The sequence below is a fragment of the Mesorhizobium sp. L48C026A00 genome (genome assembly GCF_000502375.1).
Taxonomy (GTDB): Bacteria; Pseudomonadota; Alphaproteobacteria; order Rhizobiales; family Rhizobiaceae; genus Mesorhizobium; species Mesorhizobium muleiense.
On sequence record NZ_AYWU01000016.1, the window covers coordinates 109,605 to 134,983 of the forward strand.

Genomic DNA, 25,379 nt, shown 5'->3' on the forward strand with positions numbered 1-25,379 from the left:
GCCGCCGCCTGTGGAGGAAGGCCTGATGCAAGAAACATTCTACGATGTCATGCGCCGACAGGGGATCACCCGCCGAAGTTTCCTGAAATTCTGCAGCCTGACGGCGGCTTCCCTCGGCCTTGGACCGGCCTTTGAGCCGAAAATAGCTTACGCGATGGAGTCCAAGCCGCGCATTCCGGTGCTGTGGCTGCACGGGCTTGAATGCACTTGCTGCTCCGAAAGCTTCATCCGCTCGGCGCACCCGCTCGCCAAGGACGTCGTGCTGTCGATGCTTTCACTCGATTATGACGACACGCTCATGGCGGCCGCCGGCCATCAGGCCGAGGCGATCGTCGACGAGGTCGTCGAACAGTACAAGGGCAACTACATCCTCGCGGTCGAAGGCAATGCGCCGCTCAACGAGGACGGCATGTTCTGCATCATCGGCGGCAAGCCCTTCGTCGACCAGCTCAACCATGCCGCCTCCAACGCCAAGGCGATCATCTCCTGGGGCTCCTGCGCCTCCTGGGGCTGCGTGCAGGCCGCGCGGCCGAACCCGACGCGGGCCACGCCCGTCCATAAGGTTCCGGGCCTGCCGAACAAGCCGCTCATCAAGGTTCCCGGCTGCCCGCCGATCCCAGAAGTGATGACGGCCGTCATCACCTACATCCTGACCTTTGAAAAACTCCCAGAGCTCGACCGGCAGGGCCGGCCGAAGATGTTCTACAGCCAGCGCATCCACGACAAATGCTATCGGCGCCCGCATTTCGACGCCGGCCAGTTCGTGGAGTCCTTCGATGACGAGGGCGCGCGCAAGGGCTATTGCCTCTACAAGGTCGGCTGCAAGGGACCGACCACTTACAACGCCTGCTCGACGGTGGGCTGGAACGGCGGCCTCTCCTTCCCGATCCAGGCCGGCCATCCCTGCATCGGCTGCTCCGAGGACGGCTTCTGGGACAAGGGCGATTTCTACAGCCGCCTGACCCGCGTCCACGGCTTCGGCATCGAGGCCGATGCCGACAGGATCGGCACGACGGCCGCGACCGTGATCGGCGCCGCCGCGGCCGCGCATGCGGCGGCGAGCGTGGTCAAGCGGATGCGCGAAAAGGGAGGGAACAAGTGACGGTCATCCAGACGCCGAACGGCTTCAATCTCGACACCTCCGGCCAGCGCGTGGTCGTCGATCCGGTCACGCGGATCGAAGGCCATATGCGCTGCGAGGTGAACATCGACGAGAACAACATCATCCGCAACGCGGTCTCGACCGGCACCATGTGGCGCGGGCTCGAGGTCATCCTCAAGGGCCGCGACCCGCGCGACGCCTGGGCCTTCACCCAGCGCATCTGCGGCGTGTGCACCGGCACGCACGCGCTCACCTCGGTGCGTGCGGTCGAGGACGCACTGGGCATCATAATCCCGGAGAACGCCAATTCGATCCGCAACATCATGCAGCTCTCGTTGCAGGTGCACGATCATCTGGTCCACTTCTACCACCTGCACGCGCTCGACTGGGTCAACCCGGTTAACGCATTGAGAGCCGACCCGAAGGCGACGTCGGAGCTGCAGCAGGCGGTTTCGCCGAGCCACCCGATGTCCTCGCCGGGCTATTTCCGTGACATCCAGAACCGGCTGAAGAAGTTCGTCGAGAGCGGCCAGCTCGGGCCGTTCAAGAACGGCTACTGGACCAACCCGGCCTATCTGCTGCCGCCGGAGGCCAATCTGATGGCGGTGACGCACTATCTGGAAGCGCTTGACTTCCAGAAGGAGATCATGACGACGCGCACGATCTTCGGCGGCAAGGACATTCATCCCAACTGGCTGGTGGGGGGCGTGCCTTGTGCGATCAACATCGACGGTGAGATGGCGGCCGGCGCGCCGATCAACATGGAGCGGCTGAACTACGTCCGCAGCGTCATCGAGCGCGCCATCGCCTTCGTCGACAACGTCTACATCCCCGACATCATCGCGATCGGCAGTCTCTACAAGGGCTGGCTCTATGGCGGCGGGCTGTCGGGCAAGAGCATTCTTGCCTATGGCGACATCCCCGACAAAGCCAACGACTATTCGGCAGCCAACCTGATGATGCCCCAGGGCGCGATCATCGATGGCAACCTCAAAGAGGTGCTGCCCGTTGACGTGCGCGATCCCGAGCAGATCCAGGAGTTTGTGCCCCACTCTTGGTACAAATACCCGGACGAGGCGAAGGGCCTGCATCCATGGGATGGTATCACGGAGCCGAACTATCAGCTCGGGCCGAACGCCAAGGGCTCGCGCACCGACATCCGCGAAATCGACGAGAGCGCGAAATATTCCTGGATCAAGGCGCCGCGCTGGCGCGGCCATGCGATGGAGGTAGGGCCGCTCGCCCGCTATGTCGTCGGCTACGTCCAGGGCCACGAGGAGATCAAGGAGCAGGTCGACTCGACGCTGCGGGCACTCGGCGTACCGCTGACGGGGCTGTTCTCGACGCTCGGCCGCACCGCTGCGCGCGCGCTGGAAGCACAGTGGGCGGCCCGCAAGCAGGTCTACTTCATGGACAAGCTGATCGCCACCATCAAGGCTGGAGACAGCTCGACGGCCAATACCCAGAAATGGGATCCGAAGTCCTGGCCCGCCGAAGTCAAGGGGGTCGGCTTCACCGAAGCGCCGCGCGGGGCGTTGGGCCACTGGATACGCATCAAGAACGGCCGGATCGAAAACTACCAATGCGTCGTGCCGACCACCTGGAACGGCTCGCCACGCGACCATGCCGGCAATATCGGCGCCTTCGAAGCGTCCCTGATGGAGACCAAGGTGGAGCGGCCGGAGGAGCCGGTCGAGATCCTGCGGACGATCCACAGCTTCGATCCGTGCCTTGCCTGTTCGACCCATGTCATGGGTCCGGACGGACAGGAACTTGCCAATGTCAAAGTGCGCTAGGGGAGGAACCGAAATGAGACACGCTATCCTGAAACTTGGTGCCGCAGCTTCGCTCGCGGTCCTTGCCAGCCCGGCGCTCGCCCATGTCGGCGCAGGGCATGCCGACGGGTTCGCTGCCGGCATCGCCCATCCGCTGATGGGACTCGACCACCTTCTCGCCATGGCGGCGGTCGGGGTCTGGTCGGCGGTGGCCATGCCGTCGCGGGTCCTGGTGGCGCCAGCAACCTTCGTGGCGATGATGATGACGGGTGCGGCGTTGGCCTTTGCCGGCATCGGGCTGCCAGCGGTCGAAGGCATGATCGCGCTATCCGTGCTTGCTCTCGGCATCATGATCGTCGCCGGTGCCGGCCTTCCCGGCATGCTCGGCATCGGCCTTGCCGGGTTCTTCGCCCTCTTCCATGGCCATGCCCATGCGAGCGAGACGACCGGCGCGGCACTTGCCTATATTGCAGGCTTCACGCTCTCGACCGCGGCGCTGCATCTGGCCGGCACCGGCATCGGCCTCAGACTCGCGTCGTCGCCCTGGGCGCGCGCCGGGCTCGGCATGGTCGTTGCCGGCTCGGGCGCTACGCTCGTGTTCGGCGGCTAGGGGGCGGCCATGAGCGCGAGCCAAACTCCGCATAGCGAAGAAGCGGTCTATGTCTACGAGGCGCCGCTGCGCCTCTGGCACTGGGTCAATGCCTTCGCCATCCTCATGCTTGCCGGCACCGGCTACCTGATCGGCTCGCCGCCGCCGGCGGTTGGCGGCGAGGCGAGTTCCAGTTTCCTCTTCGGCTGGATACGCTACCTGCATTTCGTTGCCGGCTATGTCCTGATCGTCGGCTTCGCATTCCGCATCTACTGGGTCTTCGCCGGCAACGAGCATTCCCGGCAGATATTCCTCCCGCCTGTCTGGAAAGGACGTTTCTGGAAGGAGCTCTGGCACGAGGTGCTCTGGTACGCCATGCTGGTGAGCGAGCCGATGAAGTATTCCGGGCACAACCCGCTCGCGACGCTCGCCATGCACTTCCTGTTCGTCTGGTTCACCATCTTCATGATCGTGACTGGACTGGCGCTCTACGGCGAGGGGGCCGGCATGGGGTCCTGGCAGTACGACCTGTTCTCGAGCTGGGTCATCCCACTTCTCGGTCAGAGTCAGGACGTGCATACCTGGCACCATCTCGGCATGTGGGTGATCATCTGCTTCGTGATCATCCATATCTATGCCGCGGTGCGCGAGGACATCATGTCGAAGCAGTCGATCATCTCCTCGATGTTCTCCGGCTGGCGGACCTTTCGCGGCAACGGCGCGCCGCGTGATTCCCACTAGGACTTTCGCGACCTCACCTGCCGGCGCGGGCGTTTGCCCGCGCCGGCTCTTTTCTTCAAGACGGGTTGCCTTCAAGTCGATCCACACTTCGTCTCGGCTTGCCTCGACACCTCTCCTCCGTTCGACGGGGAGAGGAAGTGCCAACCGCAACGCTCGGCGCCCTTCCTCTATCCCTTTCAGGGCAAAGGTGCGGAGCGAGGCGGAGTGGGGTGGGCGAGTGAACGCAAACTTTCCATCGGCCTGGAATTTCGGTTCTCAGTCCGGCCGTTGCCGTATCCGTCAATGGAAGGATACTTTCCGTTTGTGCGGTAAAATCGTCATTGCGCTTTCCATACGCGTCGTTCGCTATCCAGAGATCAACCTATTTCGCAACCATTTGCCGGCCCCCCGGCCAATTGGCCCGCCTCTTGCTGCTGGAAGAAAAAGGTCGAAAGGAGGCTTCCCAATGAAGGACGCGCCACGGGTGCTCGTGCTCGGCATCGGAAATCTGCTATGGGCCGACGAGGGCTTCGGCATCCGCGTGGTGGAGGAGTTCCATCGGCTCTGCGAAACGGCGGACAACGTCCGGGCCATGGATGGCGGCACGCAGGGCATCTACCTCCTCCAACATATCCGCGAGGCCGACATCCTCGTGGTGTTCGACACGGTCGACTACGGCCTGGCGCCCGGCACGCTGAAGCTCGTCGAAGGCAGCGAGGTGCCGGCCTTCCTCGGTGTGAAGAAGATTTCGCTCCACCAGACTGGCTTTCAGGAAGTTCTCGCCATGGCCGAGATGATGGGTGACTATCCCGCCCATCTCCTTCTCGTCGGCGTGCAACCGGTCGAGCTGGACGACTACGGTGGCAGTCTCCGGCCCGCGGTGAAGGCTCAGATCGAGCCTGCAATCGAGATCGCCATCGAGTGGCTCGCCTGGCTCGGCGCGACCATCGCCAAGCGCACCGAACCGCTGGCCGAAGAAGAGACGCTCGCCTCGCGCGAAATGCGCATCGGCATCTACGAGAGCGGTCGACCCCGACCGGAAGAGGCCTGTCGTCACGGCGACGCGCGGCTTCTCGCGAATGGTGCCTTCGCTGGTCCGGCGAATTTCGAGTGCGAGGTCGACGCGCTTTTGCAATCGTCTGGAAGGCAGGGCTGATGTGTGTCGGCGTTCCCTTCCAGGTGGTTGAATGCAGCGGCGGCATTGCCCTGTGCACCGGTCGCAGCGGCACGCGGCGCCTCGATATGACCCTGGTGGGCGACCAGCCAGCGGGTACGTGGATACTCGCCTTCCTCGACACCGCGCGCGAGACTGTCACTGCCGAGACGGCGCGCCTGATCGCCGACGCGATCGAAGCGACGGAGCGTGCGCTCGCCGGCGACACCGACCTCGACCACCTCTTCGCCGACCTGGTCGGCCGCGAGCCGCAACTGCCGGAGCATCTGCGGCCGGGGCAAGCCCTTTCACCGCAAGGCACGGAGGACGCCTGAGTCCATGTTTTCACCCGTTCTCACCATGATGATGGAGCGCCACCGCATCCCGGTGGTTGACGAGGCGAACATCGACGCATTCGCCGAGGCCCACGACCTCACCGCGCTATTTTTTCCCGGTGACTGGTTGCGGCTCGCCGAGAGCAACGATGTGGCGGTGATCCTGCCGGAGCTGGTGCAGGCCTTCCAGGGCGTGTTCAAGCCCGCCGTGGTATCGCGCGAGAGCGAACGCGAGCTGCAAAGCCGCTATCGCTTCGACGCCTTCCCGGCGCTTGTCTTCCTGAGGAACGGGGAATATCTCGGCGCCATAAAGCGCGTGCTCGACTGGGAAGACTACCTCACTGAGATCGACGGCATACTGAGGCGCGGGCCGAGCGCGCCGCCGCCTTTCGAGCTTCCCGAAGCCTGCGCGACCCACGACCGTCACGACCACGATCATTTCCACTGAGCGAAAGCGGCCGGGAGGGCGCATCATGGCAGCATCGCTATTCGGCGGCATCGGGCCGGGTTCACAGCCGAGCGAAGGGGACGGCAGCGACTTGCAGTATATGGAAATGCCGAAGGGCATGGCGACCTCTGCGTCACCCGTGCTGCCGGAGAAGGAAAATGTCGCCGGGCTCGAAGCTGCTTTGGCGATGCTCTCCGCGCTGGCTGAAAGCCTCGGCCGGTCCTCGCCGGATTGCGAAAACGCGGTGCATGATGTTTCCGGCCTCGACCACGCCAATCTTGCGCTGATCGACCAGGCGCTGGGCGAGGGCGAGGTCTTGATCATTTGCGGGGACGACCTGAAGGCTCAGGAGTCGGTGCTCGCCGGTATCTGGCGCGTGCGCCAGACCGGAACGGATGGCAGGCTCGTGCGCGATTTCGTCGAGGTCGGCGCCTTTCCCTCGGCCGTGCTGGAGAGGGCCTTCGCCGGCTGCCGCAATACGCTCGCTGCGCCGGCGACCTATCCGACGGGCGTCTTCAACGCGCCGCCGCTGATTTCGGAGCTCAATGGCCGCATCCCGCTCGTCGGGCCCGACGTCGGGCCGCACGCCATAAACCTGTCGCTGCTGCCGCACACTGAAGAGGACTTGACCTTCCTCGACGGCCTGCTTGGCCGCGGGCCGGTGGTCGTGCTGTCGCGTGGCTACGGCAATTGCCGCGTGACCACGACGGGGACGCGCGGCGTCTGGTGGGTGCGCTTCTTCAATTCGACCGACGATCTCATCCTCAACACGATCGAGGTCACGGCCTTGCCGGGGGTGGTCCGCGCCGCGCCCGAGGATATTGCGGACAGCCGCCAGCGGCTCCTCGAAATCCTGGAGGTCTACCGGTGAACGACTCCTTCTTTGCCGGTTCCTATGGCGGCGACAATGCCAAGATCGGCCCGATGTCGCGGCTCGAATGCAGGATTTGCTGGCATGTCTACGACCCGGCTGAGGGCGACGACTACTGCCAGATCCCGCCCGGCACGCCCTTCGCCGAACTGCCGGCGAACTGGAGCTGCCCCACCTGCGACGGCTCCAAGCAGGGCTTCATGGTCGTGAGCGATTGACATGGATCATTCGCACGCCGTCGCTGCCCATCTAGAGTTCGTGTTTCAAAGGATCGAACGGACGGCCATGGCAGGAATTCCGATCCTCAATCCGGCGCTTTGCATCAGCGCGGTGGGCGTGCGGCAGTGGCACGGCAAATGGCTCGCGGTTCTTGTCACGCCCTGGTTCATGAACCTCGTGCTTCTACCATTTGGCGACGGGCAAGCGCGCCCGCGCGTGCCTACGGGCACGAAGGAGCATGCATCATTCCCGGCGGGCCGGTTCGAGTTCTTCCGGGCCTATGAAGAGGAGCTCGGCTGCTACCGCATGTGCTCGCTGTTCTCGCCGATGTTCGAATTCGCCGACCAGGAGAGTGCGCAAGAGGCCGCGCGGCAGGTGCTTGCGGAACTGTTCAACCGTGAGGCGGAAGAAGACGAAGACGGCGAGATGATCCGTGTCTGGGAAGGCCGGCTACCTCAGGAAGAGGCAAGCGCGTTGGACGAGGTTGAGACAGCCGGAACACCCGCGAGCTCCCAGCCGGCGAAATTGACCCGCCGCTGGCTGTTCGGTTTGGGCGACAAGGAGGAGACCGCTGCATGAGCGTTGATGGCCGCGTCTCCATCGATCTCGTCTGCGATGGCGGTCGCGTTATGGAAGCCATCGTCATGCCGCCGCGCCCGGTTGCGCTTGGCCCGATCGTGCGAGCCCGGCCGGTGACGGAGGTCATCTCGGCGATCGGTTCGCTGTTCAGTGTCTGTGGTATTGCGCAGTCGGCGGCGAGCGTTGAGGCAGCCGAGGCGGCCCTGGAGATCGGGACGGACCGGCGCACGAAGCAAGCGCGGCGGCTTCTTGTGCTTACCGAAACGCTGCGCGAGCACCTGCTGCGCATTGGCTTGGATACTGCCAGTCTCGCGGACGAGCCTGCGGACGGTAAAACCCTGCGCCGGGCTATGCGCCTGCCGCAGCGCCTCAAGCAGGCGCTTTTTCCAGGCGGGAATGCGTTCGTTCCCGGCGTGTGCGTGGGGATTCCGGGCGCGGACGCTGCCGAAACGGCCGCCGAAGCGAGCCATCTAACGCAGTCCGTGGTCTACGAAGGCGAAAAGCCGCTTGGCGAGATGGATCGCGATGCCTTCGCGCAGTGGGCTATGGAGCGCAGCACGATTGCGGCCCGTCTCATCGCCCCGGTCTTGGCAAGGGGCTGGGCCATGATAGGCCACCCCGAAACGACAAACGGGGGAAACGAGCATTTGCCGAAGGAAACGTCGGCCGACACGAGCTGCCTCGCCAGGCAGGCTGGTGCGCCGCTCGTTCGCGCTTTCCTTTCCGAAAACGGTGAAGCCGGCCTGGCCGCGCGGCTGGCTGCCGGCGTGGTCGAGGCATCGACGCTGCCGGCGCAGATCGCCGGAGGGCTCGCGGCCCTGCGGGATGTCGCGGAGGGGTCCGAAGTGCCTACGCGCGAAGTCTTTCGCGACGAGAACGGGGGCCGCTCTGCTACTGCCTTCGCCGAGGCAGCACGCGGCCGGCTGGAACATCGGATTGTTTTGAACGACGACCGTATCGCCGACTACGCCATCACGGCTCCGACCAGCATTCATTTCGCCGAGAGCGGCATTGCCGCGAGCTCGCTTAAGGCGCTCGCTGCATCCAGACGTGAAGATCTGGCGGTCCAGGCCGATCTCCTGGTCCGGGCCATCGACCCCTGCGTCGGCTACGATATCAGGCTCCGCTGATGCACGAGATGGCGATATGCGAGAGCATCCGTGGCATCATCGAGGAAGAGGCCGCGAGACAGGATTTTCGGAAGGTGGGCCGCGTCTGCATGGAAATCGGGCGGCTATCCGCTGTCGAGGTCGAGGCGCTGAAGTTCGGCTTCGATGTCGTCATGCGTGGCTCTCTGGCGCAAGACGCAAGGCTGGAAATCGTCGAGACGGAAGGCAGGGCCTGGTGCATGCCTTGCGGCCAGAGCGTGCCGATCGCGGCACGCTTTGATCCATGCCCCGACTGCGGAAGCCATCAGCTGCAGGTGACCGGCGGCCAAGAAATGAAGATCAGGGAATTGGAGGTGAGCTGATGTGCACTATTTGCGGATGCGGCGAGGGCGCCGTCCGGATCGAGGGCAAAGCGCATGGCCATCACCATCATCACGGCCACGATCATGATCACCACCACGATCATGATCACGGCCCCCATCATCACGATCATGTGCACGATTGTGGCTCGGGCCCCGATGGCACCCATGCGCCGGGCATGAGCCAGGCGCGGATGGTCAAGCTGGAAAAGGATATCCTTTCCAAGAACAACGAGTATGCCGATGCGAACAGAAAAATGTTCGCCGAGCGCGGCGTGCTTGCGCTCAACCTCGTCTCTAGCCCCGGCTCTGGCAAAACGACGCTGCTTTGCCGCACGATCGAGGCACTGAGGGGCAAGTTGCCGATCGCCGTGATCGAGGGCGACCAGCAGACTTCCAATGATGCCGACCGCATCCGCGCCACCGGCGCGCCCGCGATCCAGGTCAACACCGGCAAGGGCTGCCACCTCGACGCGCATATGGTCGGCCATGCCGCAGATCACCTCGACCTTGCCGAAGGAGGCCTGCTCCTCGTCGAAAACGTGGGAAACCTCGTCTGTCCGGCGGGCTTCGACCTAGGCGAGGCACACAAGGTGGTGGTGCTCTCAGTCACCGAGGGCGAGGACAAGCCATTGAAATATCATGACATGTTCGCCGCCGCCGATCTCATGATCCTCAACAAGACTGACCTGTTGCCGCATCTCGACTTCGACGTGGAGGCCTGCATCGCCAACGCCCGAAAGGTGAACCCGCGGATCAAGGTGCTGAGGGTTTCCGCGCGCACGGGCGAGGGGATGTCGGACTGGACGGCCTGGATCGGCGCGGTCCGCGCCATGGCGCTAGTCGGCCATCGGCGGGCGGCCGAGCTCGGAGCAGCCTGATGTGCCTGGCCATTCCCGCCCGCGTCGTTGAACTGCTCGATGACGACATGGCCGTGGTCGCGTTCGACAGGGTCACGAAGCGCATCTCATTGGCTTTGGTGGCAGACGTTTCGCTTGACGATTTCGTGCTCGTCCATGTCGGTTATGCGCTCCACAAGGTGAGCCCCGAGGAGGCCGAGCGCACGCTGCAGCTGATGGCCGAAGCGGGCGTGCTGGAGGAGGGGCTGGAGGAGATCTCGGCGTGAAATATGTCGACGAATATCGCGACCAGGAGCTTGCGAAGACCATCGTCCGCGCCATCGCGATCGAGGCTGATCCGGAAAAGAGCTACCATTTCATGGAGTTCTGCGGTGGGCACACGCATGCGATTTTTCGTCACGGCGTGCAGGACCTGATGCCGCAGAACGTACATTTCGTGCACGGACCCGGATGCCCCGTTTGCGTGCTTCCCATCTCTCGCCTCGACGATGCGGTGGAGCTCGCCGAGCGGCACGGGGTCATCCTTTGCACCTATGGCGACATGATGCGCGTGCCGGGCACCAAGCAACGCAGCCTGATCCGCGCCAAGGCGGACGGAGCGGATGTCCGCATGGTCTATTCAACGCTCGATGCCCTGAAGATCGCGCGTGAAAACCCCGAGCGGCAAGTCGTCTTCTTCGCCATCGGTTTCGAAACCACGACGCCGCCGACGGCCGTTGCGATCAAGACGGCGCAAGCCGAGGGGTTCAAGAATTTCAGCGTGTTCTGCAACCATGTGCTCACGCCGGCCGCGATCTCTCACATTCTTGAATCGCCGGAAGTGCGGGAACTGGGCATCGTCAAGATTGACGGGTTTCTGGGACCTTCGCACGTCTCCTCCGTGATCGGCTCGCAGCCATATGAATTCTTTGCCGAGGAATTCCAGAAGCCGGTTGTCATCGCCGGCTTCGAACCGCTGGACGTCATGCAGTCCATCCTGATGCTGATCCGGCAGGTCAATGAAGACCGGCACGAGGTCGAGAACGAATATACCCGCGTCGTGACCGAGGAGGGCAACCTCAAGGCGCAGGCACTGGTGAGCGAGGTCTTCGAGCTGCGCAAGACCTTTGACTGGCGCGGCCTCGGCACCGTGCCCTACAGCGCCCTGCGCATCCGCGACGCTTATGCCGATTTCGACGCCGAGAAGCGTTTCGAGCTGTCGGTCAAGGCTTCGCCCCAGGTGAAGTCCTGCGAATGCCCGTCGATCCTGCGCGGGGTGAAGAAGCCGACCGACTGCAAGCTGTTCGGCACCGTGTGCACGCCGCAGAACCCGATTGGCTCATGCATGGTCTCCTCCGAAGGCGCCTGCGCGGCCTACTGGACCTATGGCCGTTTCCGCGAGCCGAAGCCGTTGGAGGCGGCGGAATAATGAGCGCGAACGATCCCAGGCTAGCCGTCACCACCTCGTCGGTCCGCGGCGCGGTGGACATGACGCATGGCGCGGGCGGCCGCGCGATGGCCGAGCTGATTCGGGATATTTTTCAAAGACATCTGGCCAACGAGTTCCTGGCCCAGGCTAACGACGCGGCCCTGCTCGGCACCGTCTGCGGACGCCTGGTGATGGCAACGGACGCGCATGTCATCTCGCCTCTGTTCTTTCCGGGCGGGGATATCGGCGCACTGGCGGTCCACGGCACGATCAACGACGTCGCCATGATGGGCGCGCGGCCGCTCTGGTTGTCCGCGTCCTTCATCCTGGAGGAAGGTTTTCCGTTGGCCGACCTGGAAAGAATAGTTGTTTCAATGGCTTTTGCCGCCCGGGAAGCAGGCGTACCCGTGGTTACGGGCGACACCAAGGTGGTGGAGAAGGGCAAAGGCGACGGCGTTTTCATCTCCGCGACCGCTGTTGGCGTGCTGGCGGACGGCACAGACATCTCCGGAAGCAATGCCCGGCCGGGCGATGCAATCCTTGTCTCCGGCACCATGGGCGACCACGGAGTCGCAATCCTGTCGAAGCGCGAACACCTTGATTTTGAAACGGAAATTATTTCCGACAGCCAAGCTCTGCACGATCTGGTGGCGGCGATGCTTGGCTCCGTTCCTGGTATCCGGGTGTTGCGTGACCCCACGCGCGGCGGACTGTCGGCGACGCTGAACGAAATCGCGCAGCAGTCCAAGGTCGGAATGGTAATCCGGGAAGCGGCGGTTCCGGTGAAGCCGGAGGTCGCGGCGGCGTGCGAACTGCTCGGCCTCGACCCGCTGAATGTTGCCAACGAAGGCAAGCTGATCGCCATCTGCGTGGCGCAAGACGCGGAGACTTTGCTCGCCGAGATACGCGCTCATCCCAAGGGCCGGGATGCCGCAATCATTGGCGAAGTCGTCACAGACCAGCATGCGCTGGTGCGGATGAAAACGAGACTTGGCGGTATGCGCGTGGTCGACTGGATCGCCGGGGAACAGCTCCCGAGGATCTGCTGAAGATGCGCATTCTGCTTCTCGTCACCGCCTTCAATGCCTTGAGTCAGAGGATTTTCGTGGCGCTTGGCGAGCACGCACACGAGGTCTCGGTCGAGATGGACGTCAACGACGAGCGGACCATGGAGGCGGTAGATTTGTTTCGGCCGGACCTCGTTATTGCCCCCTTTCTGAAGCGGGCAATCCCGAAAGAAGTCTATGAAAACCGATGCTGTATGATCGTTCACCCAGGCATCGTCGGCGACCGCGGCCCCTCCGCGCTGGACTGGGGGATGATGGACGGGGCGACGCAGTGGGGTGTCACGGTGCTGGAAGCGGCGGCCGAAATGGATGCGGGGCCGGTCTGGGCGAGCGCCACCTTCGCGATGCGAAAGGCGACGAAATCGAGCCTCTACAGCAACGAGGTGACCGACGCGGCGGTGACGGCGGTGCTCGAAGCGATCGCGCGGTTCGAGCAGGGCGAAAAGCCGATTGCCCTGGAAGAACAATCTGTAGCGCCGCTGGGCCGGTGGCGGGACGCGATCAAACAGGCGGACCGGCGGATCGATTGGGCTGCCGACACGACCGAAACGGTGCTGAAGAATATCGCAGCAGCCGACGGCGCGCCCGGCGTGCGGGACGAACTTTTCGGCGAAACGGTCTTCCTTTTCGACGCGCGAGACACACGTGAACCAGGGGGTGACTTGCCTGTCGCGCGGGGTGAACGGGGCAAGATATCGCTCCCCGAGCCGGGAGTGGTCGTCGCCAGAAGCGGGCCGGCGATCGCCATCGTCACCGTCGACGGCGCGTTGTGGATCGGCCATGTCCGGCGTCCCAATTCGCCACACCCGTTCAAGCTGCCGGCGACCATGGTGTTCGCGAAGGAAGTTGCAGGCCTGCCGGAGATCCCGCTCAATTCACCGGGCGGTTATCAGGACATCATCTACGAAGAAGAAGCTGCGGTCGGCTATCTGCACTTCCCCTTCTATAACGGTGCAATGGGAAAGGACGCCTGTCGAAGACTTTTGGACGCTTATACAAAAGCGACGGAGCGTCCGACCAGGGCGATCGTGCTGTGCGGAGGGCCGCAGTTCTGGTCCAACGGGCTCGACCTCAACCGGATCGAGGCGGCCGACAGCGCGGCCGACGATTCCTGGGTCAACATCAATGCCATCGACGACCTCGCCGATGCGATCATCCGCACGACAAGCCACATCACCGTAGCAGCGCTTGCCGGAAATGCGGCAGCGGGCGGCGTGTTTCTCGCCCGCAGCACCGACCAGCTCTGGATGCGCTCGAGCGTCATCCTCAACCCGCATTACAAGGACATGGGCAATCTCTACGGCTCGGAGTTCTGGACCTATCTCCTGCCGAGCTGCTGCGGGAGTGAGAATGCCCGCCGGATCGCGGCGGCGCGCCTGCCGATGGGCGCGAAGGAGGCGCTGAATCTGAATCTGGCCAACCGGGTGTTCGCGGGGGCAAGCGAGCTGTTCACGGCGCAAGTGAGGGCGTCGGCTGCCGCGCTGGCCGGGAGCGAAGAGTTTCCGGGGTTGCTCGCCGAAAAACAAGCCCGGCGCGCAGCCGACGAGGCGGCCAAGCCGCTTTGCGCCTATCGCGAGGAGGAGCTTTCTCGGATGCGCCGCAATTTCTACGGCTTCGACCCAAGCTACCACGTCGCGCGGCATAATTTCGTGCACAAGGTGCCGAAGTCGCGCACCCCAGTGACGATCGCCCGCCACCGCGACGTCGCCTGGCAGGCCGGCCGGGAGGGAAGGAAAAAGGCATCGTGAGCGACCTGCCGGGCATATTGATCGTCGACGACGAAATCCGCTCGCTGGAGGCGCTACGGCGCGTCCTGAGCGAGGATTTCGATGTCCACGTCGCCAGCGACACCAAGGCCACCAGCTCGATCCTGGAGATGGAATGGATCCAGATCATCCTGTGTGACCAGCGCATAGCCGGCACCTGCCGCACCGAGTTCCTGAAGCAGGCGCGCACCCGCTGGCCGGACATCGTGCGCATGATCATCTCGGGCTACACCGACGCGCATGACACCATCGACGGCATCAACGAGGCCGGCATCTACCAGTACATCACCAAGCTCTGTCATCCGGAAAACCTCACGCTCACGCTGAACAACGGGGTGCAGCTCTTCCTCGAGATCGCGGTTCGTCGCCGCCACCACGCGCACATCGACCTGCTCTACGCATTGCAAAACTTTTCGCCACGCGACTGGGCCGGCAATCGCGGCCCGCTGGAGCTGGCGCTCGAAGGTGCGCCGGTGCGGCTCGGAGAGACCGAGCCGGTTGCAGTCCAGCACATCGTGCGGTCGTTGGACCCGTGCATAGTGTGCACGGTGCACTAATGGGCCCGCCGCTCGCCGAGCCCGCAATGGAGGGACGCCTGGTCCGGGTGAGGGGGCTGGTGCAAGGCGTCGGCTTCCGGCCGACCGTGTGGCGCATCGCGACCGCTATGGGGCTGTCGGGTCACGTCCGCAACGATGCTGCAGGCGTGGAGATCGCGCTGTGGTGCAGCGATGCCGAGTTCGAGACCTTCGCGGACAGGCTAAAGGCGCAATGCCCGCCGTTGGCGCGGATCGACGGGATCGAGACGGCGACGCTTGAGGGGCCGCGGCCGGCGGGCGGCTTCGCCATAGCGGCGAGTGCGGGCGGGCGGGTGAAGACCGGCATCGTGCCCGACGCCGCCTGCTGCCTGGAATGTCTTGCGGAAGTGCTCGACGCCAAGGACCGGCGCTATTTCTACCCGTTCGCCAATTGCACGCATTGCGGGCCGCGGCTGTCAATCGTCAAGGCTATCCCCTATGACCGCCGCTCGACCGCTATGGCACGATTTTCGACCTGCGAGGAATGCCGGGCCGAGTATGAAAATCCGGCCGACCGCCGCTATCACGCCCAGCCAATCGCCTGCCCGGCCTGCGGCCCGCGCGTCTGGTTGGAAGGTCCAGACCACGTCGTGGTCGGCGGCGGCCCGCAGGCGGTGATCCGCGAGGCGGCGGCGCTGATCGGGGAAGGGCGGATCGTCGCGATCAAGGGCATCGGCGGGTTCCACCTCGCCTGCGACGCGACGGACGAAGCGGCGGTGGCGCAGCTGCGCGCCCGCAAGAAGCGCGACGGCAAGCCGTTCGCGCTGATGGCGCGCGACTTGGAGCAGCTTGCCGAATTCGCCGAGCTGTCGGGCGAGGAGCGCGTGGCGCTTGCCGCCCGAGCGGCGCCGATCGTGCTGGTGAAGCGCCGTGACAGCTGCGGCGTTGCGGCGGGCGTGGCGCCGCAGCACGAGCGGCTCGGTTTCATGCTGCCCTACACGCCGTTGCATCATCTCTTGCTGCGGGCGCTGGACGGTCCGGTGGTGATGACCTCCGGCAATCGCTCGGGCGAGCCGCAATGCACGGACAATGACGAGGCGCGGCAGGAGCTTGCCGGGATCGCCGACTTCTGGCTGATGCACGACCGCGAGATTGTCAACCGGCTCGACGACAGCGTGGTGCGATTCGACGGGCACGGCATTTCGGTGTTGCGGCGCGCGCGCGGCTTCGCGCCGGAGCCGCTGGTGCTGCCGGCGGGCTTCGATGGCCCGGTCAGGGTGCTGGCTGCGGGCGGCGACCTAAAGGCCGCGTTCTGCTTGGCGGGCGACGGCAACGCGCTGCTGTCGCAGCATCTCGGCGACCTCGACGAGCTGAAGAACCAGAACGCGTGGAGGCAGGCGTTGGGGCTGTATCGAAGCCTGTTCGACACGAAGCCGGACCTCATTGTGGCCGACCGGAATCCGGGCTACCGTTCGACCCAGCTTGCCATGGAGCTTGCCCGTGAGACCGCGGCGCGGTTTGTGCAGGTCCAGCACCATCACGCGCATCTCGCCTCGTGCCTTGCCCAGCACGGCCGCGCAATCGACGCACCGCCGGTGCTGGGCATTATCCTCGACGGTCTCGGATACGGCGATGACGGCACGATCTGGGGCGGCGAGTTCCTGCTCGGCGGCTATCGAGGGTTCCGGAGGCTGGCATACTTCGAGCCGGTCGCCATGCCCGGCGGCGACAAGGCCAGCCTCGAGCCGTGGCGCAATGCCTACGCGCATCTGCGGGCGGCTTTCGGTCCGGATTTCCTGGCCAAGCTTCCCGCCGATCGGCCCTTCGTCCCCGCCTTGGCCGAAAAGCCGCTTCGGGTGCTGGACCGGATGATCGAGAGGGGCGTCAATGCTCCGCTTGCCTCCTCGGCGGGGCGGCTTTTCGATGCCTGCGCGGCAGTCCTCGGCATCTGTTTGGAGCGCCAGAACTACGAGGGGCAAGCCGGCATGGAGATGGAGGCGCTCGCCAGCCCGTTCATGGATGCGGCCGAGGCTTGGCCAGCAACCTCGCGGAAGGGACCGGTTATCTCCTGGAAAGGTCTGTGGGAAGCGCTTCTTCGTGATCAGGCTTTGGGCGTCGAAACCGGGCTGATTGCTGCGCGCTTCCACAGGACGCTGATAGAGATCATCTCGCGGAAAGCCATCGGACTCACTAACGAAAACGGCGTCGGCACGGTCGCACTGTCCGGTGGCGCTTTCCAGAATCGGCTGCTGCTCAAAGGCGTACTTGCCGAGCTCACAGTCGCAGGATTGGAGGGGCTGGCGCACGTAAGCGTTCCCGCAAACGACGGCGGTCTGGCGCTCGGCCAGGCAACGATCGGCCTAGCCCTTTCGCATTGAGACCAATCGTTGAAGAAAAAATATCAGCATCGTCCAAATAAGGCGCTGCGCATTGTGACGTGCGGCGGCCAGCTTTGCGCATTTCGTCCGGGCCGTGAGTGGCTGATCGCGTATCGCCGGGTAAAAGGACTAGCCAGGAATGATGCTCCGAGGGAATCGTCGAGGACGGGTACGCAGCCAAGGATCGTGTCGCTTGGCACTTAATGGGGCTCTGCCTCACTTTGTGTGGTTCATTCGCCGTTGGCGAGGGATGCCGCTATGTGCGGGCATGCGAACGAAAACAAAATGGCCCCCCGGCCCAAGGGCTAAAATACGGGGCGTCGCGCTCACTGATGATGACAGTTGGCTTGTTTCCGCTGCCGGACCGGCGTTCGGCATTTTGCCCAGATTGCGGACGACGGACCCGAAGTCGGCATGGCTGGTCCAACCGCAGCCTTCAGGATCTGCCGGTCCAGGGCAAGACCGTGACGGTGAAGCCTCGGTTGAGCCGCTGGCGGTGCGCACATCAGAAATGTGAACGACAAACATTCACCGACCGTCTGCCGACGATTGCTTCCCCTTGGAGGGTCGCGGAGATTGTCGGTCTGCTCGGCCATAGCACCGGCGGCCGTCCCGGCGAGCGCTTGATGCGACGGCTCGGCATGCCGGTCTGCGACGACACTATCCTGCGGCAGCTGAAGCGAGATGCCGCGGTCGCTCACAGCAACTCCACCATTCGGGTCGTTGGCATCGATGACTGGAGCTGGCGGCGATCATGGCGCTACGGCACGATGATCGCATTCGGTTGTCGACATCCTGGATGACAGAAGCGTGGCGAGTGCGTCGCAATGGCTAGAGCGGCACCCTTCCGTCGAGATCGTGAGCCGAGACCGATGCGGGCTCTATGCGCAAGCTGTTTCGCGAGGGTGCACCGCAAGCGCGCCAGGTGGCTGATCGGTTCCATCTCATGCAGAATCTGCGGGTCGCAATCGAGGAGCAGATGAGCCTTTCGGGCCGCGCCACGGGGCGTGCATTGCTGCCTANGCACCGCAAGCGCGCCAGGTGGCTGATCGGTTCCATCTCATGCAGAATCTGCGGGTCGCAATCGAGGAGCAGATGAGCCTTTCGGGCCGCGCCACGGGGCGTGCATTGCTGCCCGATAAGGGTATCGGGAGCGCGCAAGTCGATCTGATTCAGGATGATCCGCACGTTGACGCAACGCATCGGCGCCGGGTGCGCCACGCTCATCGACAATCGCGGCAGACGGTGTTCGAAATGGTTCACGNTTGACGCAACGCATCGGCGCCGGGTGCGCCACGCTCATCGACAATCGCGGCAGACGGTGTTCGAAATGGTTCACGCCTTGCGCAAGGAAGGGCTGTCCTGTTCCGAGATCGCCCGTCGTACCGGCTACGGCCGGCGCAGCATCGCCAAATGGCTGACTTTCGACACGCCACCCGACCGACGCAGGGCCGTGTTGAAGCCGACGTCACCCTTATATTTCGAGGCGTTTCTTAGCCAGTCCTGGAGAGACGGCAATCGCTGCGGACGACACCTGTTCCACGATATCAAACAGCGCGGCTACACGGCAGTTTCTCGAATCTGGAGCGGCTTCTCGCAATCTGGCGCCGCGCCGAGAGGACGGGCAAGGACAGTGCGTAGCCTGCTTCGATCATACGCCATCAACCAGCCCGCGATGCTGTCCCCATCCAGGATCCGGCGACCGGCCATGTGATCTCGCCGGTAGTCGCCGCGGCCCTCTGCATGAAGCCCCGGGGTATGCTGACGATCAACCAGGCGAGAAAGGTCGACGTCCTGAAGCAGGGATCACATGAGTTTGCCACGATGCGCAGGCTTGCCATGCGCTTCCGCGGCATTTTGCGGGGCCCGTGAATTGGACAAGCTCGACACTTGGATCGACGATGCCGTCAACTCCGGGCTCATCGCCATCACGCGTTTCGCTCGGGTCCTACGCAGTGACGTTGACGCCGTTCGCAATGCCATTGAATTACCGTGGAGCAACGGCCAGGCGGAAGGGCAGATTAACCGCCTGAAGACGATCAAGCCTGCGATGTACGGCAGAGCGGGCTCCGAACTCCTTAGGGCACGCATGCTGCCACTCAACCGGCCTGATCACCACACAAAGTGAGGAAGAACCTGGTTAAGTGCAAAGCGACATTGCCTCGACAGCGGGTCCCGGAAGGTTTATGCTGCCCAATGTTACCGCAATCCGGAATGGCGATTGAGTACCTTCACGAGTGAAGGGATTCCCGCGGTCTTAGAGATGAGTTGTCGAATGGCGCGAAGTCGCACAGAATCGTCTGTTTGATATCGATCAGGATCGCGAGCAATTTCAGGCGCAGAGAGGTCTTGCGCCCGATGCAGAAGTTGCTCCCGGTCCAACGGAAGTGAATGGGGTGGAACTGCTTTGTCGGCCAAACTGTTGACCGAACGTCCGGCGCCCATTGTTGCTAGATGTCTGGATTCTTGGGGCGTTTTGGATGATGCAATCCACCATCTCACTCCAAAGGGCAGTGGAATCTGGAACAATGTCGCTTTTGTACGCGCGACATCCTTCGCGCCCGATTGGCATATCGTCTTTAACTCTGCTTCTCTTTTTGGGCTCCCTGTTGATATCGAGGCGAGCCCAAACAGGACAATTTTTGCAATCGGCGAACCGCCGACGAAAGCTCATCGCGCATTTCATGAAGGGCAGGGGAAAAATACTATCGTCCTGACGTCTGACGCAGAGCTGGCTGCTCGGCAGAATGCAGGGCGCCGATTCGTTTTGGCTCCACCTATCACTCGGTCTTGGTCTGTAAACAAGACATATGACCAACTTCTGGTCAGCGAAGTCGTGGACAAGCCGCTTCGGCTCTCATGGATTACCAGTAACATCGCCCTGCTTAAAGGGCATCGATATCGGCTGGCGTTTCTGGAACGGCTGAGAGAGGAGCTCGATTTTGACCTGTTCGGCCGAGGTTTTCGGCTGATTGGAGATAAATGGAACGCACTCGCACCTTACCGTTACAGTATAGCTTTCGAGAATACTCGTGCTGATTACTATTTTACAGAGAAGCTTATGGACTGCTTCGTTGCTGAAACAATGCCGATCTATTACGGCAGCCCGGCAATCACGAGGTTCTTCCCTTCGGACTCAATGGTTCTGATTGACCCAGAGGACAAGAACGTAATCCAAAAAATTCAAGAAGTCATCAACTCGGACCTCTGGAAGGAGCGTCGCGGCGCAATACAAGAGGCGAAGCGGTTGGTTCTTGAGAAATACAATACGTTTGCTTATCTCGCGGGCTTCATCGAAAGCGTTCAGGATAAACCCTTACCGCCAGAAATTATACACATCGATTCGCCTGAGGTCGATTTTGGAATAGACGAATGAAGTACTCCAACGCTCGCTTCGCGTGCCCGGCGGTTGGTGGTCTGGCGAGATCGGAACGGATCGCTCGGCGGAGAATGCCTACTGCGCAGACGGGCCGGCAGGGTCGCACCAGGTCATGCGCCCCCGGCTGCCGCTGATCAGACGAACTGGGGAAGGCCAGGAACGGAATTGAGGACCTCGTCCACGAGTTCGTCGCCGGCATGTTCCTTGGCGAAGGCGATCGTCTCGTTGGCGAGGCCGGCGATCTTTGCCATGCTGAGACCCTCACTCATCAATTGCTGGCCGAGCCCCATGAGGCCGCCTCCGCCCTCTGGGTCGTCGCCATGATACTTCGCCACTAATTCCGAAGCTCCGGGAATGGCCTCGAGCATGCGCGCAACGGGACCGTCGGCCGTGTGGCGTTGCAGGAAACCCAGCATTAACCCAACGGCCTTCTCTGCGAGAGCCGGGCCGATGCCGGCACCAGTGGCGATGCGCGATAAGAATTCTTCCATGGCAGGGTCTCTCTCTCTCTCTTTAATGAGGTTTACACGGGGCCGGTCCGGCGCCCAAAGCGCCCTTGGCCGAACCACAATTGAACTCCACAAAAATAGGCCGGCGGAAGTGCTATTGCTGGTCCAGCGTTTGATCGCAGTCTTGATCCATGCGAGCAGCTTGTGAGGGATGCAACCGAACGAGGCGCTGCTCCCACAGTCGTCGCAGGCCCTCCATCACAGCGTCACGCTTAGCCTGATCCGGCGCAATTGTATTGAGGAGATCTCCCAACGTGGCTTCGCCCTCAATCCGCATCAGCAGATTAAACAAGTCGTGCGAAATTCGCACACTGTCACTGCTGAAGTGGGTCGTGCTGATCTCGCAGTGAGTCTCCCGACGATCTGGCGCTTTGTAAGCGCGGGTTTGATGGAGGGACACATAGGGCGGCAACGAAACCGCAAGCGCAGTCCAATCCTGCAGCGTTGCAGCCCGCTTTTTTACCAGGAAGGGCCCGACTACAAGTCCATCCAGCTCTGTCGTCAGAAAGGTAGCAATCGCGTCTGCAACCGAATCCACGATCGGTTCGGCATTGTTGTTAAAGGACGTATTGAGCAGAATTGGAGTGCCTGTGCGCTTCTTGAACGCATTGATGACCTCCCAGTACGCGGGATTGGCGTTGCGCGATACTGTTTGCAGGCGAGCGGTACCGTCGACGTGCGTGATGGCACCGAGCAAGGCGCGCTTTGAGTCACGCACCCGAACGACGAAATTCATGAATGGAAATTCGTGCCTACCGTCCGGGAGGTCGAAAAATTCGCTCGCATTCTCCTCCAGCACAGATGGCGCGAAGGGCCGATAGCCTTCGCGCTTCTTGACCATCGCATTGATCCGGTCCTTGTTTGCGGCGGGCCGAGGGTCGGCAAGAATGCTGCGGTTGCCCAGCGCACGTGGCCCAAACTCCGAACGCCCCTGCACCCAGCCGATCACGGCGCCGTTGGCGATCCAGTCGGCTGCACTGCTTGCCACGTCATCAGAGCGTTCAACCTCGAGATGTCCGGCCCATGCATTCAGTTCCTGTTGCACGGCGCGCTCGCTCCCGAGATCAGGACCCCAATAGACCTCCTGCAGTCGCTCACACGGCGCGGGGCGGCCCATCTCGTTAGAGACTATCAGCGCAGCTCCCAATGCGCAGCCAGCGTCGTGAGACGCGGGTTGCACGAAGATGTCTTCGAAAAGCCCTGAATACAGCAGCTTACCGTTCATCGTGCAGTTGTGGGCTACCCCCCCCGCCAGGCACAACCGCTTCATGCCGGTGGCCTCACGGTGATGCCGGAGAATGTGGAACACGATCCGCTCAAGCGCTTCCTGCAGTGACGCACTCACATCTCGATGCTGCTGGGTGAAAGGCATTCCCTTTCGCCTGACCTCGATGTTGCGGAGCAACGCCGGACCGATGCGGTCGAGGTGAACACGGTAGCCACCGCCGTTGGCGGAGAGCTCGTAGAACTGCTCGAAGAGCTCGCGATAGGGAGCGGGGTCGCCGTAGGGCGCGAGTCCCATTACCTTATACTCGTCGAACAAGCCGTAGCCGAGATAGCGGATCGTCTCGAGATAAAACAGCCCAAGAGAATTGTTCTCGGGGAAAGCCTCGAGTTGCGTAATTTCTGTGCCAGACCCTACCGCCAAGAGGCCAGATAGGAAATCACCAGAGCCATCAATCGCTAGAATGAGACTTTGTTCGAAGCCCGACATTGCAAAGGCGCTCACGGCGTGCGCCTGATGATGACTTACGAATGAAATACGCGAACTGTCCAACTTAGTGCCGAACTCACGCGTTAACAGATCCTGCACCAACGTTTTAGCACCCAACGGAATGGAGAGAATGTCCGGGTGGGATGCGGACATACCTTCAAGCATGGCGTTGGCATAGGGCTCGCTGGCGTAGAGCGCGATACGATCAATCTCGTTGAGCTGAACCCCCGCCGCTGACAGACAGTATTGAATCGAACGAGTTGGGAGCTTGTTGGAGTGTTTCATCCGATTGAGGCGTTCCTCTTCGACGGCTGCTATCACCCGTCCGTCTCGGACGAGCACCGCGGCGCCATCGTGCATAAAGGCGTTCCGAAGCTCGAATCGGTTTTCATGGACTTGGTCAAGTCCGCCGCTAATTCCTAGACACAGCATTTCTTTCTCCATATAGTGACGGGCAAGCCAAATTGGCCTGCCTCAGACCGTTTCCAACTAAATAGGCCGCGTTGTCGCTTGCAGCTGCAACCGCCTGTCAGGCATCACCGGCATCAAAGAACGCCTCATAAGGGTCCGCCTAAATCAACATGAGATGCTCGATCGTGGCGCCTGCCGTTTCATGACGCCGAGAGCTTGGCTGGATCATCGAATTTTGAGCGGCTGCTGACTTGCATGCCGGCGATGCCGTTTTCATCTGCAGCACGAACTTGTGACGCGGGGTGCCAGTACCTTGCGAAGGGCGGCTGTTGACGAATAATAGTACCGCGCCGTGAACTGGCCCGATTTCATTCCCCGAAAGACCGTCGCACAGGCGAGTGACACGTGCTGCACTGTCCGCTTGCTTCCCGGTCGCACATCCGATAACGCCTTCGCTTGTGCAGGAGGCCGCATCGCGTCATGCGTCGGCCAAACATGGCACCGACTGGAAGCACGGCAATACGCCGTAGATGTAAAGCGCGGATGTTGTATGGTAGCGCTGCCGGCCGGGTCTCCAATCCGCTGCCCAGACGAGCCGACCGGATCTTCCTGCGGCAATAAGCCCGCCACACGCAGAAACGCGCTGGGCAGCTGGCTCGCCGGCAAGACTTCGCAGCTCAGGAACATTGGAGGACGACTAGCGTCGAACCGCCGACATGGTCGGCCAGTTGCAACTCACTTCTCGGCACGACCTCCACTGCACGTCAGGGCGCATGGAATATTTTCTCCTTTGGATGGGTGATCGGTGCGTGACGTGCTTTTGTCCATGCAAGATTTCCGAAGAGTTATGAAATCGTTTGTTTCGATCAAAGTCATCCACGATATGAATAGCTGCCGGACATGCGCTTGAAAGGGCTTCGGGCTTCCCGGATGGCAACTCCGATTTGAAGCGCGTGGCATTCCATGCGCTCTATCAAAACTTTTTCAGCAAAGGGTATGAGAGCAAACCCACACGTTTTTTCCGAAAGTCGCTTCGAGCATTCGGGATGATGTGCTGGGCGATTCACGCAGTCCACGGATCGAAGAGCTCTATGCCGAAGCCTTCGAAATCCTTCATATTACGCGTTGCGAGAGTGAGCTCCTGGGCAATCGCTGTGGCTGCGATCAATCCGTCCATTGACGTCAGCCCGCGGCCGCGGCGCTTCGCAAAACCCATCAGTCGCCCCAGGCCAGAGCAACCGGCTCGTCGACGGGGAGGACTCTCTGCTCGAAACGCTGAGGCAGGTCTCGGGCAAGCCATTCGGCCAGCGCCTCACGCTTCCGACCCTCGTCCATGAGAGCAATGCCGCGCCGGATTTCGGCGATCGACACCACGCTGATGAACGAGCGATCCTCGTCGAGCCTGTCCAGCCATTCCAGAACGCGTGCGTCCGGCGCCGGCCTTGTCACCTCGGACAGGACATTCGTGTCCAGCAGTAGCCTCACAGCGGCAGATCACGCGGTTCATCGCGTTGACGCTCAAGGTCGAGTTCCGCGCCGCGTAGCGGCGACTCCAGCAGAAACTCCGCAACCGTAGCCTTGCGCACCGTCTTGCGTTGCCATTCCTCGGCGGAGACGACAACGACGCTTGGCCTACCGTTGCGCGTGATCGTTTGCGGCGCCGCCTGCGCACGCTCGATGACTTCCGACAGCCGCGCCTTGGCCCGAGCGACGGTCCAGTCGGCATCCTCTTTTGGAGCAGACTGCATTCTGGCCTCCGTGACCATTGTGACTACGGTGACTACGGTGACTACGGTGACTGCGGTGACCGCGGTGACTGCGGTGACTGCGGTGACTGCGGTGACTGCGGTGACTGTATAAAAATGCCATAGTGACCGCAACAGGGGAGGGGGGACTTTTTTCTAGAGCCCGGACGCCTTGGTGAGATGTTGTCGCAAAAGTTGAGTTCTGCGACGGTGCAAAAGTCAGTTGCAAAATCGTCGCGACAAAGGCTCGGCAGCTCCCCGAAGTAGCCATTTCAGATTGCTTGCAGGTGCGGATAAAGTCCTTTATGCATCGGCACATGATCAAGTCCGCGCTCATCGCTGCAATCTATTATGCGACGCTTCCATAA

The 25,379-nt window shown here is 62.4% G+C and carries 24 protein-coding genes and 2 pseudogenes; 22 read left to right on the forward strand and 4 right to left on the reverse strand.

Annotated elements, in window-relative coordinates; all coding sequences use genetic code 11:
- Nucleotides 1-25 precede the first annotated feature (25 nt).
- From X738_RS66105 to X738_RS81020, 22 genes and pseudogenes are all read left to right on the forward strand, one after another.
- Nucleotides 26-1,102 carry a hydrogenase small subunit gene (locus X738_RS66105; protein ID WP_031255616.1) on the forward strand — a complete coding sequence of 359 codons (1,077 nt, stop codon included), beginning with the start codon at nucleotides 26-28 and terminating at the stop codon, nucleotides 1,100-1,102.
- Complete coding sequence (locus tag X738_RS66110; RefSeq protein WP_023800989.1) at nucleotides 1,099-2,898, forward strand: nickel-dependent hydrogenase large subunit; 1,800 nt, start codon at nucleotides 1,099-1,101, stop codon at nucleotides 2,896-2,898. Before X738_RS66105 ends, X738_RS66110 begins: the two co-directional genes overlap by 4 nt.
- A 13-nt stretch (nucleotides 2,899-2,911) precedes the next feature.
- Entirely contained in the window at nucleotides 2,912-3,487 is a 576-nt protein-coding gene (locus X738_RS66115; protein WP_023800990.1) for a HupE/UreJ family protein, read from the forward strand.
- A 9-nt stretch (nucleotides 3,488-3,496) separates the two neighbouring features.
- Nucleotides 3,497-4,207, forward strand: coding sequence for a Ni/Fe-hydrogenase, b-type cytochrome subunit (gene cybH, locus X738_RS66120; protein ID WP_023800991.1), 711 nt, complete (start codon nucleotides 3,497-3,499; stop codon nucleotides 4,205-4,207).
- 463 nt (nucleotides 4,208-4,670) lie between these two features.
- A complete protein-coding gene (locus tag X738_RS66125) occupies nucleotides 4,671-5,342 on the forward strand; it encodes a HyaD/HybD family hydrogenase maturation endopeptidase (RefSeq protein WP_373420435.1) in 672 nt (223 codons plus the stop codon).
- Nucleotides 5,342-5,674 carry a HypC/HybG/HupF family hydrogenase formation chaperone gene (locus tag X738_RS66130; protein WP_023679110.1) on the forward strand — a complete coding sequence of 111 codons (333 nt, stop codon included), beginning with the start codon at nucleotides 5,342-5,344 and terminating at the stop codon, nucleotides 5,672-5,674. Before X738_RS66125 ends, X738_RS66130 begins: the two co-directional genes overlap by 1 nt.
- 4 nt (nucleotides 5,675-5,678) lie before the next feature.
- Nucleotides 5,679-6,122, forward strand: coding sequence for a hydrogenase-1 expression HyaE (locus X738_RS66135; protein WP_023800993.1), 444 nt, complete (start codon nucleotides 5,679-5,681; stop codon nucleotides 6,120-6,122).
- A gap of 25 nt (nucleotides 6,123-6,147) precedes the next feature.
- The gene (locus X738_RS66140) at nucleotides 6,148-6,993 is read left to right on the forward strand and encodes a hydrogenase expression/formation protein (RefSeq protein ID WP_023800994.1); all 846 of its coding nucleotides are present in this window, start codon (nucleotides 6,148-6,150) and stop codon (nucleotides 6,991-6,993) included.
- Complete coding sequence (locus X738_RS66145; RefSeq protein WP_023800995.1) at nucleotides 6,990-7,211, forward strand: rubredoxin; 222 nt, start codon at nucleotides 6,990-6,992, stop codon at nucleotides 7,209-7,211. Before X738_RS66140 ends, X738_RS66145 begins: the two co-directional genes overlap by 4 nt.
- 1 nt (nucleotide 7,212) lies before the next feature.
- Complete coding sequence (gene hybE / locus X738_RS81010; RefSeq protein WP_023800996.1) at nucleotides 7,213-7,791, forward strand: [NiFe]-hydrogenase assembly chaperone HybE; 579 nt, start codon at nucleotides 7,213-7,215, stop codon at nucleotides 7,789-7,791.
- Between the two features lie 113 nt (nucleotides 7,792-7,904).
- Nucleotides 7,905-8,921, forward strand: coding sequence for a hypothetical protein (locus X738_RS66150; protein WP_156942626.1), 1,017 nt, complete (start codon nucleotides 7,905-7,907; stop codon nucleotides 8,919-8,921).
- On the forward strand, nucleotides 8,921-9,262 hold the full coding sequence (gene hypA / locus X738_RS66155) for a hydrogenase maturation nickel metallochaperone HypA (protein WP_023800998.1): 342 nt from the start codon (nucleotides 8,921-8,923) through the stop codon (nucleotides 9,260-9,262). Before X738_RS66150 ends, hypA begins: the two co-directional genes overlap by 1 nt.
- Entirely contained in the window at nucleotides 9,262-10,140 is an 879-nt protein-coding gene (gene hypB, locus X738_RS0142445) for a hydrogenase nickel incorporation protein HypB (protein WP_031255623.1), read from the forward strand. Before hypA ends, hypB begins: the two co-directional genes overlap by 1 nt.
- Nucleotides 10,140-10,385, forward strand: a complete 246-nt coding sequence (locus tag X738_RS66160) for a HypC/HybG/HupF family hydrogenase formation chaperone (RefSeq protein WP_023801001.1) — start codon at nucleotides 10,140-10,142, stop codon at nucleotides 10,383-10,385. Before hypB ends, X738_RS66160 begins: the two co-directional genes overlap by 1 nt.
- The gene (hypD, locus tag X738_RS66165) at nucleotides 10,382-11,527 is read left to right on the forward strand and encodes a hydrogenase formation protein HypD (protein ID WP_023801002.1); all 1,146 of its coding nucleotides are present in this window, start codon (nucleotides 10,382-10,384) and stop codon (nucleotides 11,525-11,527) included. The genes X738_RS66160 and hypD overlap by 4 nt, the downstream gene beginning before the upstream one ends.
- Nucleotides 11,527-12,576 (forward strand): hydrogenase expression/formation protein HypE, encoded by a 1,050-nt coding sequence (hypE, locus tag X738_RS66170; RefSeq protein ID WP_023801003.1) that lies wholly within the window; start codon nucleotides 11,527-11,529, stop codon nucleotides 12,574-12,576. Before hypD ends, hypE begins: the two co-directional genes overlap by 1 nt.
- 2 nt (nucleotides 12,577-12,578) lie before the next feature.
- Entirely contained in the window at nucleotides 12,579-14,342 is a 1,764-nt protein-coding gene (locus tag X738_RS66175; protein WP_023801004.1) for a hydrogenase maturation protein, read from the forward strand.
- Entirely contained in the window at nucleotides 14,339-14,917 is a 579-nt protein-coding gene (locus tag X738_RS89130) for a response regulator (protein WP_023801005.1), read from the forward strand. The genes X738_RS66175 and X738_RS89130 overlap by 4 nt, the downstream gene beginning before the upstream one ends.
- Nucleotides 14,918-14,943: 26 nt before the next feature.
- Nucleotides 14,944-17,253 carry a carbamoyltransferase HypF gene (gene hypF, locus X738_RS66185; RefSeq protein WP_036270037.1) on the forward strand — a complete coding sequence of 770 codons (2,310 nt, stop codon included), beginning with the start codon at nucleotides 14,944-14,946 and terminating at the stop codon, nucleotides 17,251-17,253.
- A gap of 268 nt (nucleotides 17,254-17,521) precedes the next feature.
- A pseudogene (locus X738_RS81790) lies at nucleotides 17,522-18,271 on the forward strand (transposase); the annotation flags it as partial.
- 792 nt (nucleotides 18,272-19,063) lie between these two features.
- Nucleotides 19,064-19,381 carry a transposase gene (locus X738_RS89745; protein ID WP_441295551.1) on the forward strand — a complete coding sequence of 106 codons (318 nt, stop codon included), beginning with the start codon at nucleotides 19,064-19,066 and terminating at the stop codon, nucleotides 19,379-19,381.
- A 279-nt stretch (nucleotides 19,382-19,660) separates the two neighbouring features.
- Complete coding sequence (locus X738_RS81020; RefSeq protein WP_023801013.1) at nucleotides 19,661-20,629, forward strand: glycosyltransferase family 10 domain-containing protein; 969 nt, start codon at nucleotides 19,661-19,663, stop codon at nucleotides 20,627-20,629.
- Between the two features lie 137 nt (nucleotides 20,630-20,766).
- On the opposite strand, the gene X738_RS66205 is transcribed toward X738_RS81020, so the two are convergent.
- From X738_RS66205 to X738_RS66220, 4 genes and pseudogenes are all read right to left on the reverse strand, one after another.
- On the reverse strand, nucleotides 20,767-21,123 hold the full coding sequence (locus X738_RS66205) for a hypothetical protein (RefSeq protein ID WP_023801014.1): 357 nt from the start codon (nucleotides 21,121-21,123) through the stop codon (nucleotides 20,767-20,769).
- Nucleotides 21,124-21,235: 112 nt separating this feature from the next.
- The gene (locus X738_RS66210; RefSeq protein WP_023801015.1) at nucleotides 21,236-23,287 is read right to left on the reverse strand and encodes a carbamoyltransferase family protein; all 2,052 of its coding nucleotides are present in this window, start codon (nucleotides 23,285-23,287) and stop codon (nucleotides 21,236-21,238) included.
- A gap of 1,042 nt (nucleotides 23,288-24,329) precedes the next feature.
- Nucleotides 24,330-24,751 (reverse strand): annotated as a pseudogene (locus tag X738_RS66215) (type II toxin-antitoxin system VapC family toxin).
- Nucleotides 24,748-25,014: a type II toxin-antitoxin system prevent-host-death family antitoxin gene (locus X738_RS66220; protein WP_023801018.1), complete on the reverse strand. Its 267-nt coding sequence runs from the start codon at nucleotides 25,012-25,014 to the stop codon at nucleotides 24,748-24,750. The pseudogene X738_RS66215 and the gene X738_RS66220 overlap by 4 nt, the downstream one beginning before the upstream one ends.
- Between the last annotated feature and the right edge of the window lie 365 nt (nucleotides 25,015-25,379).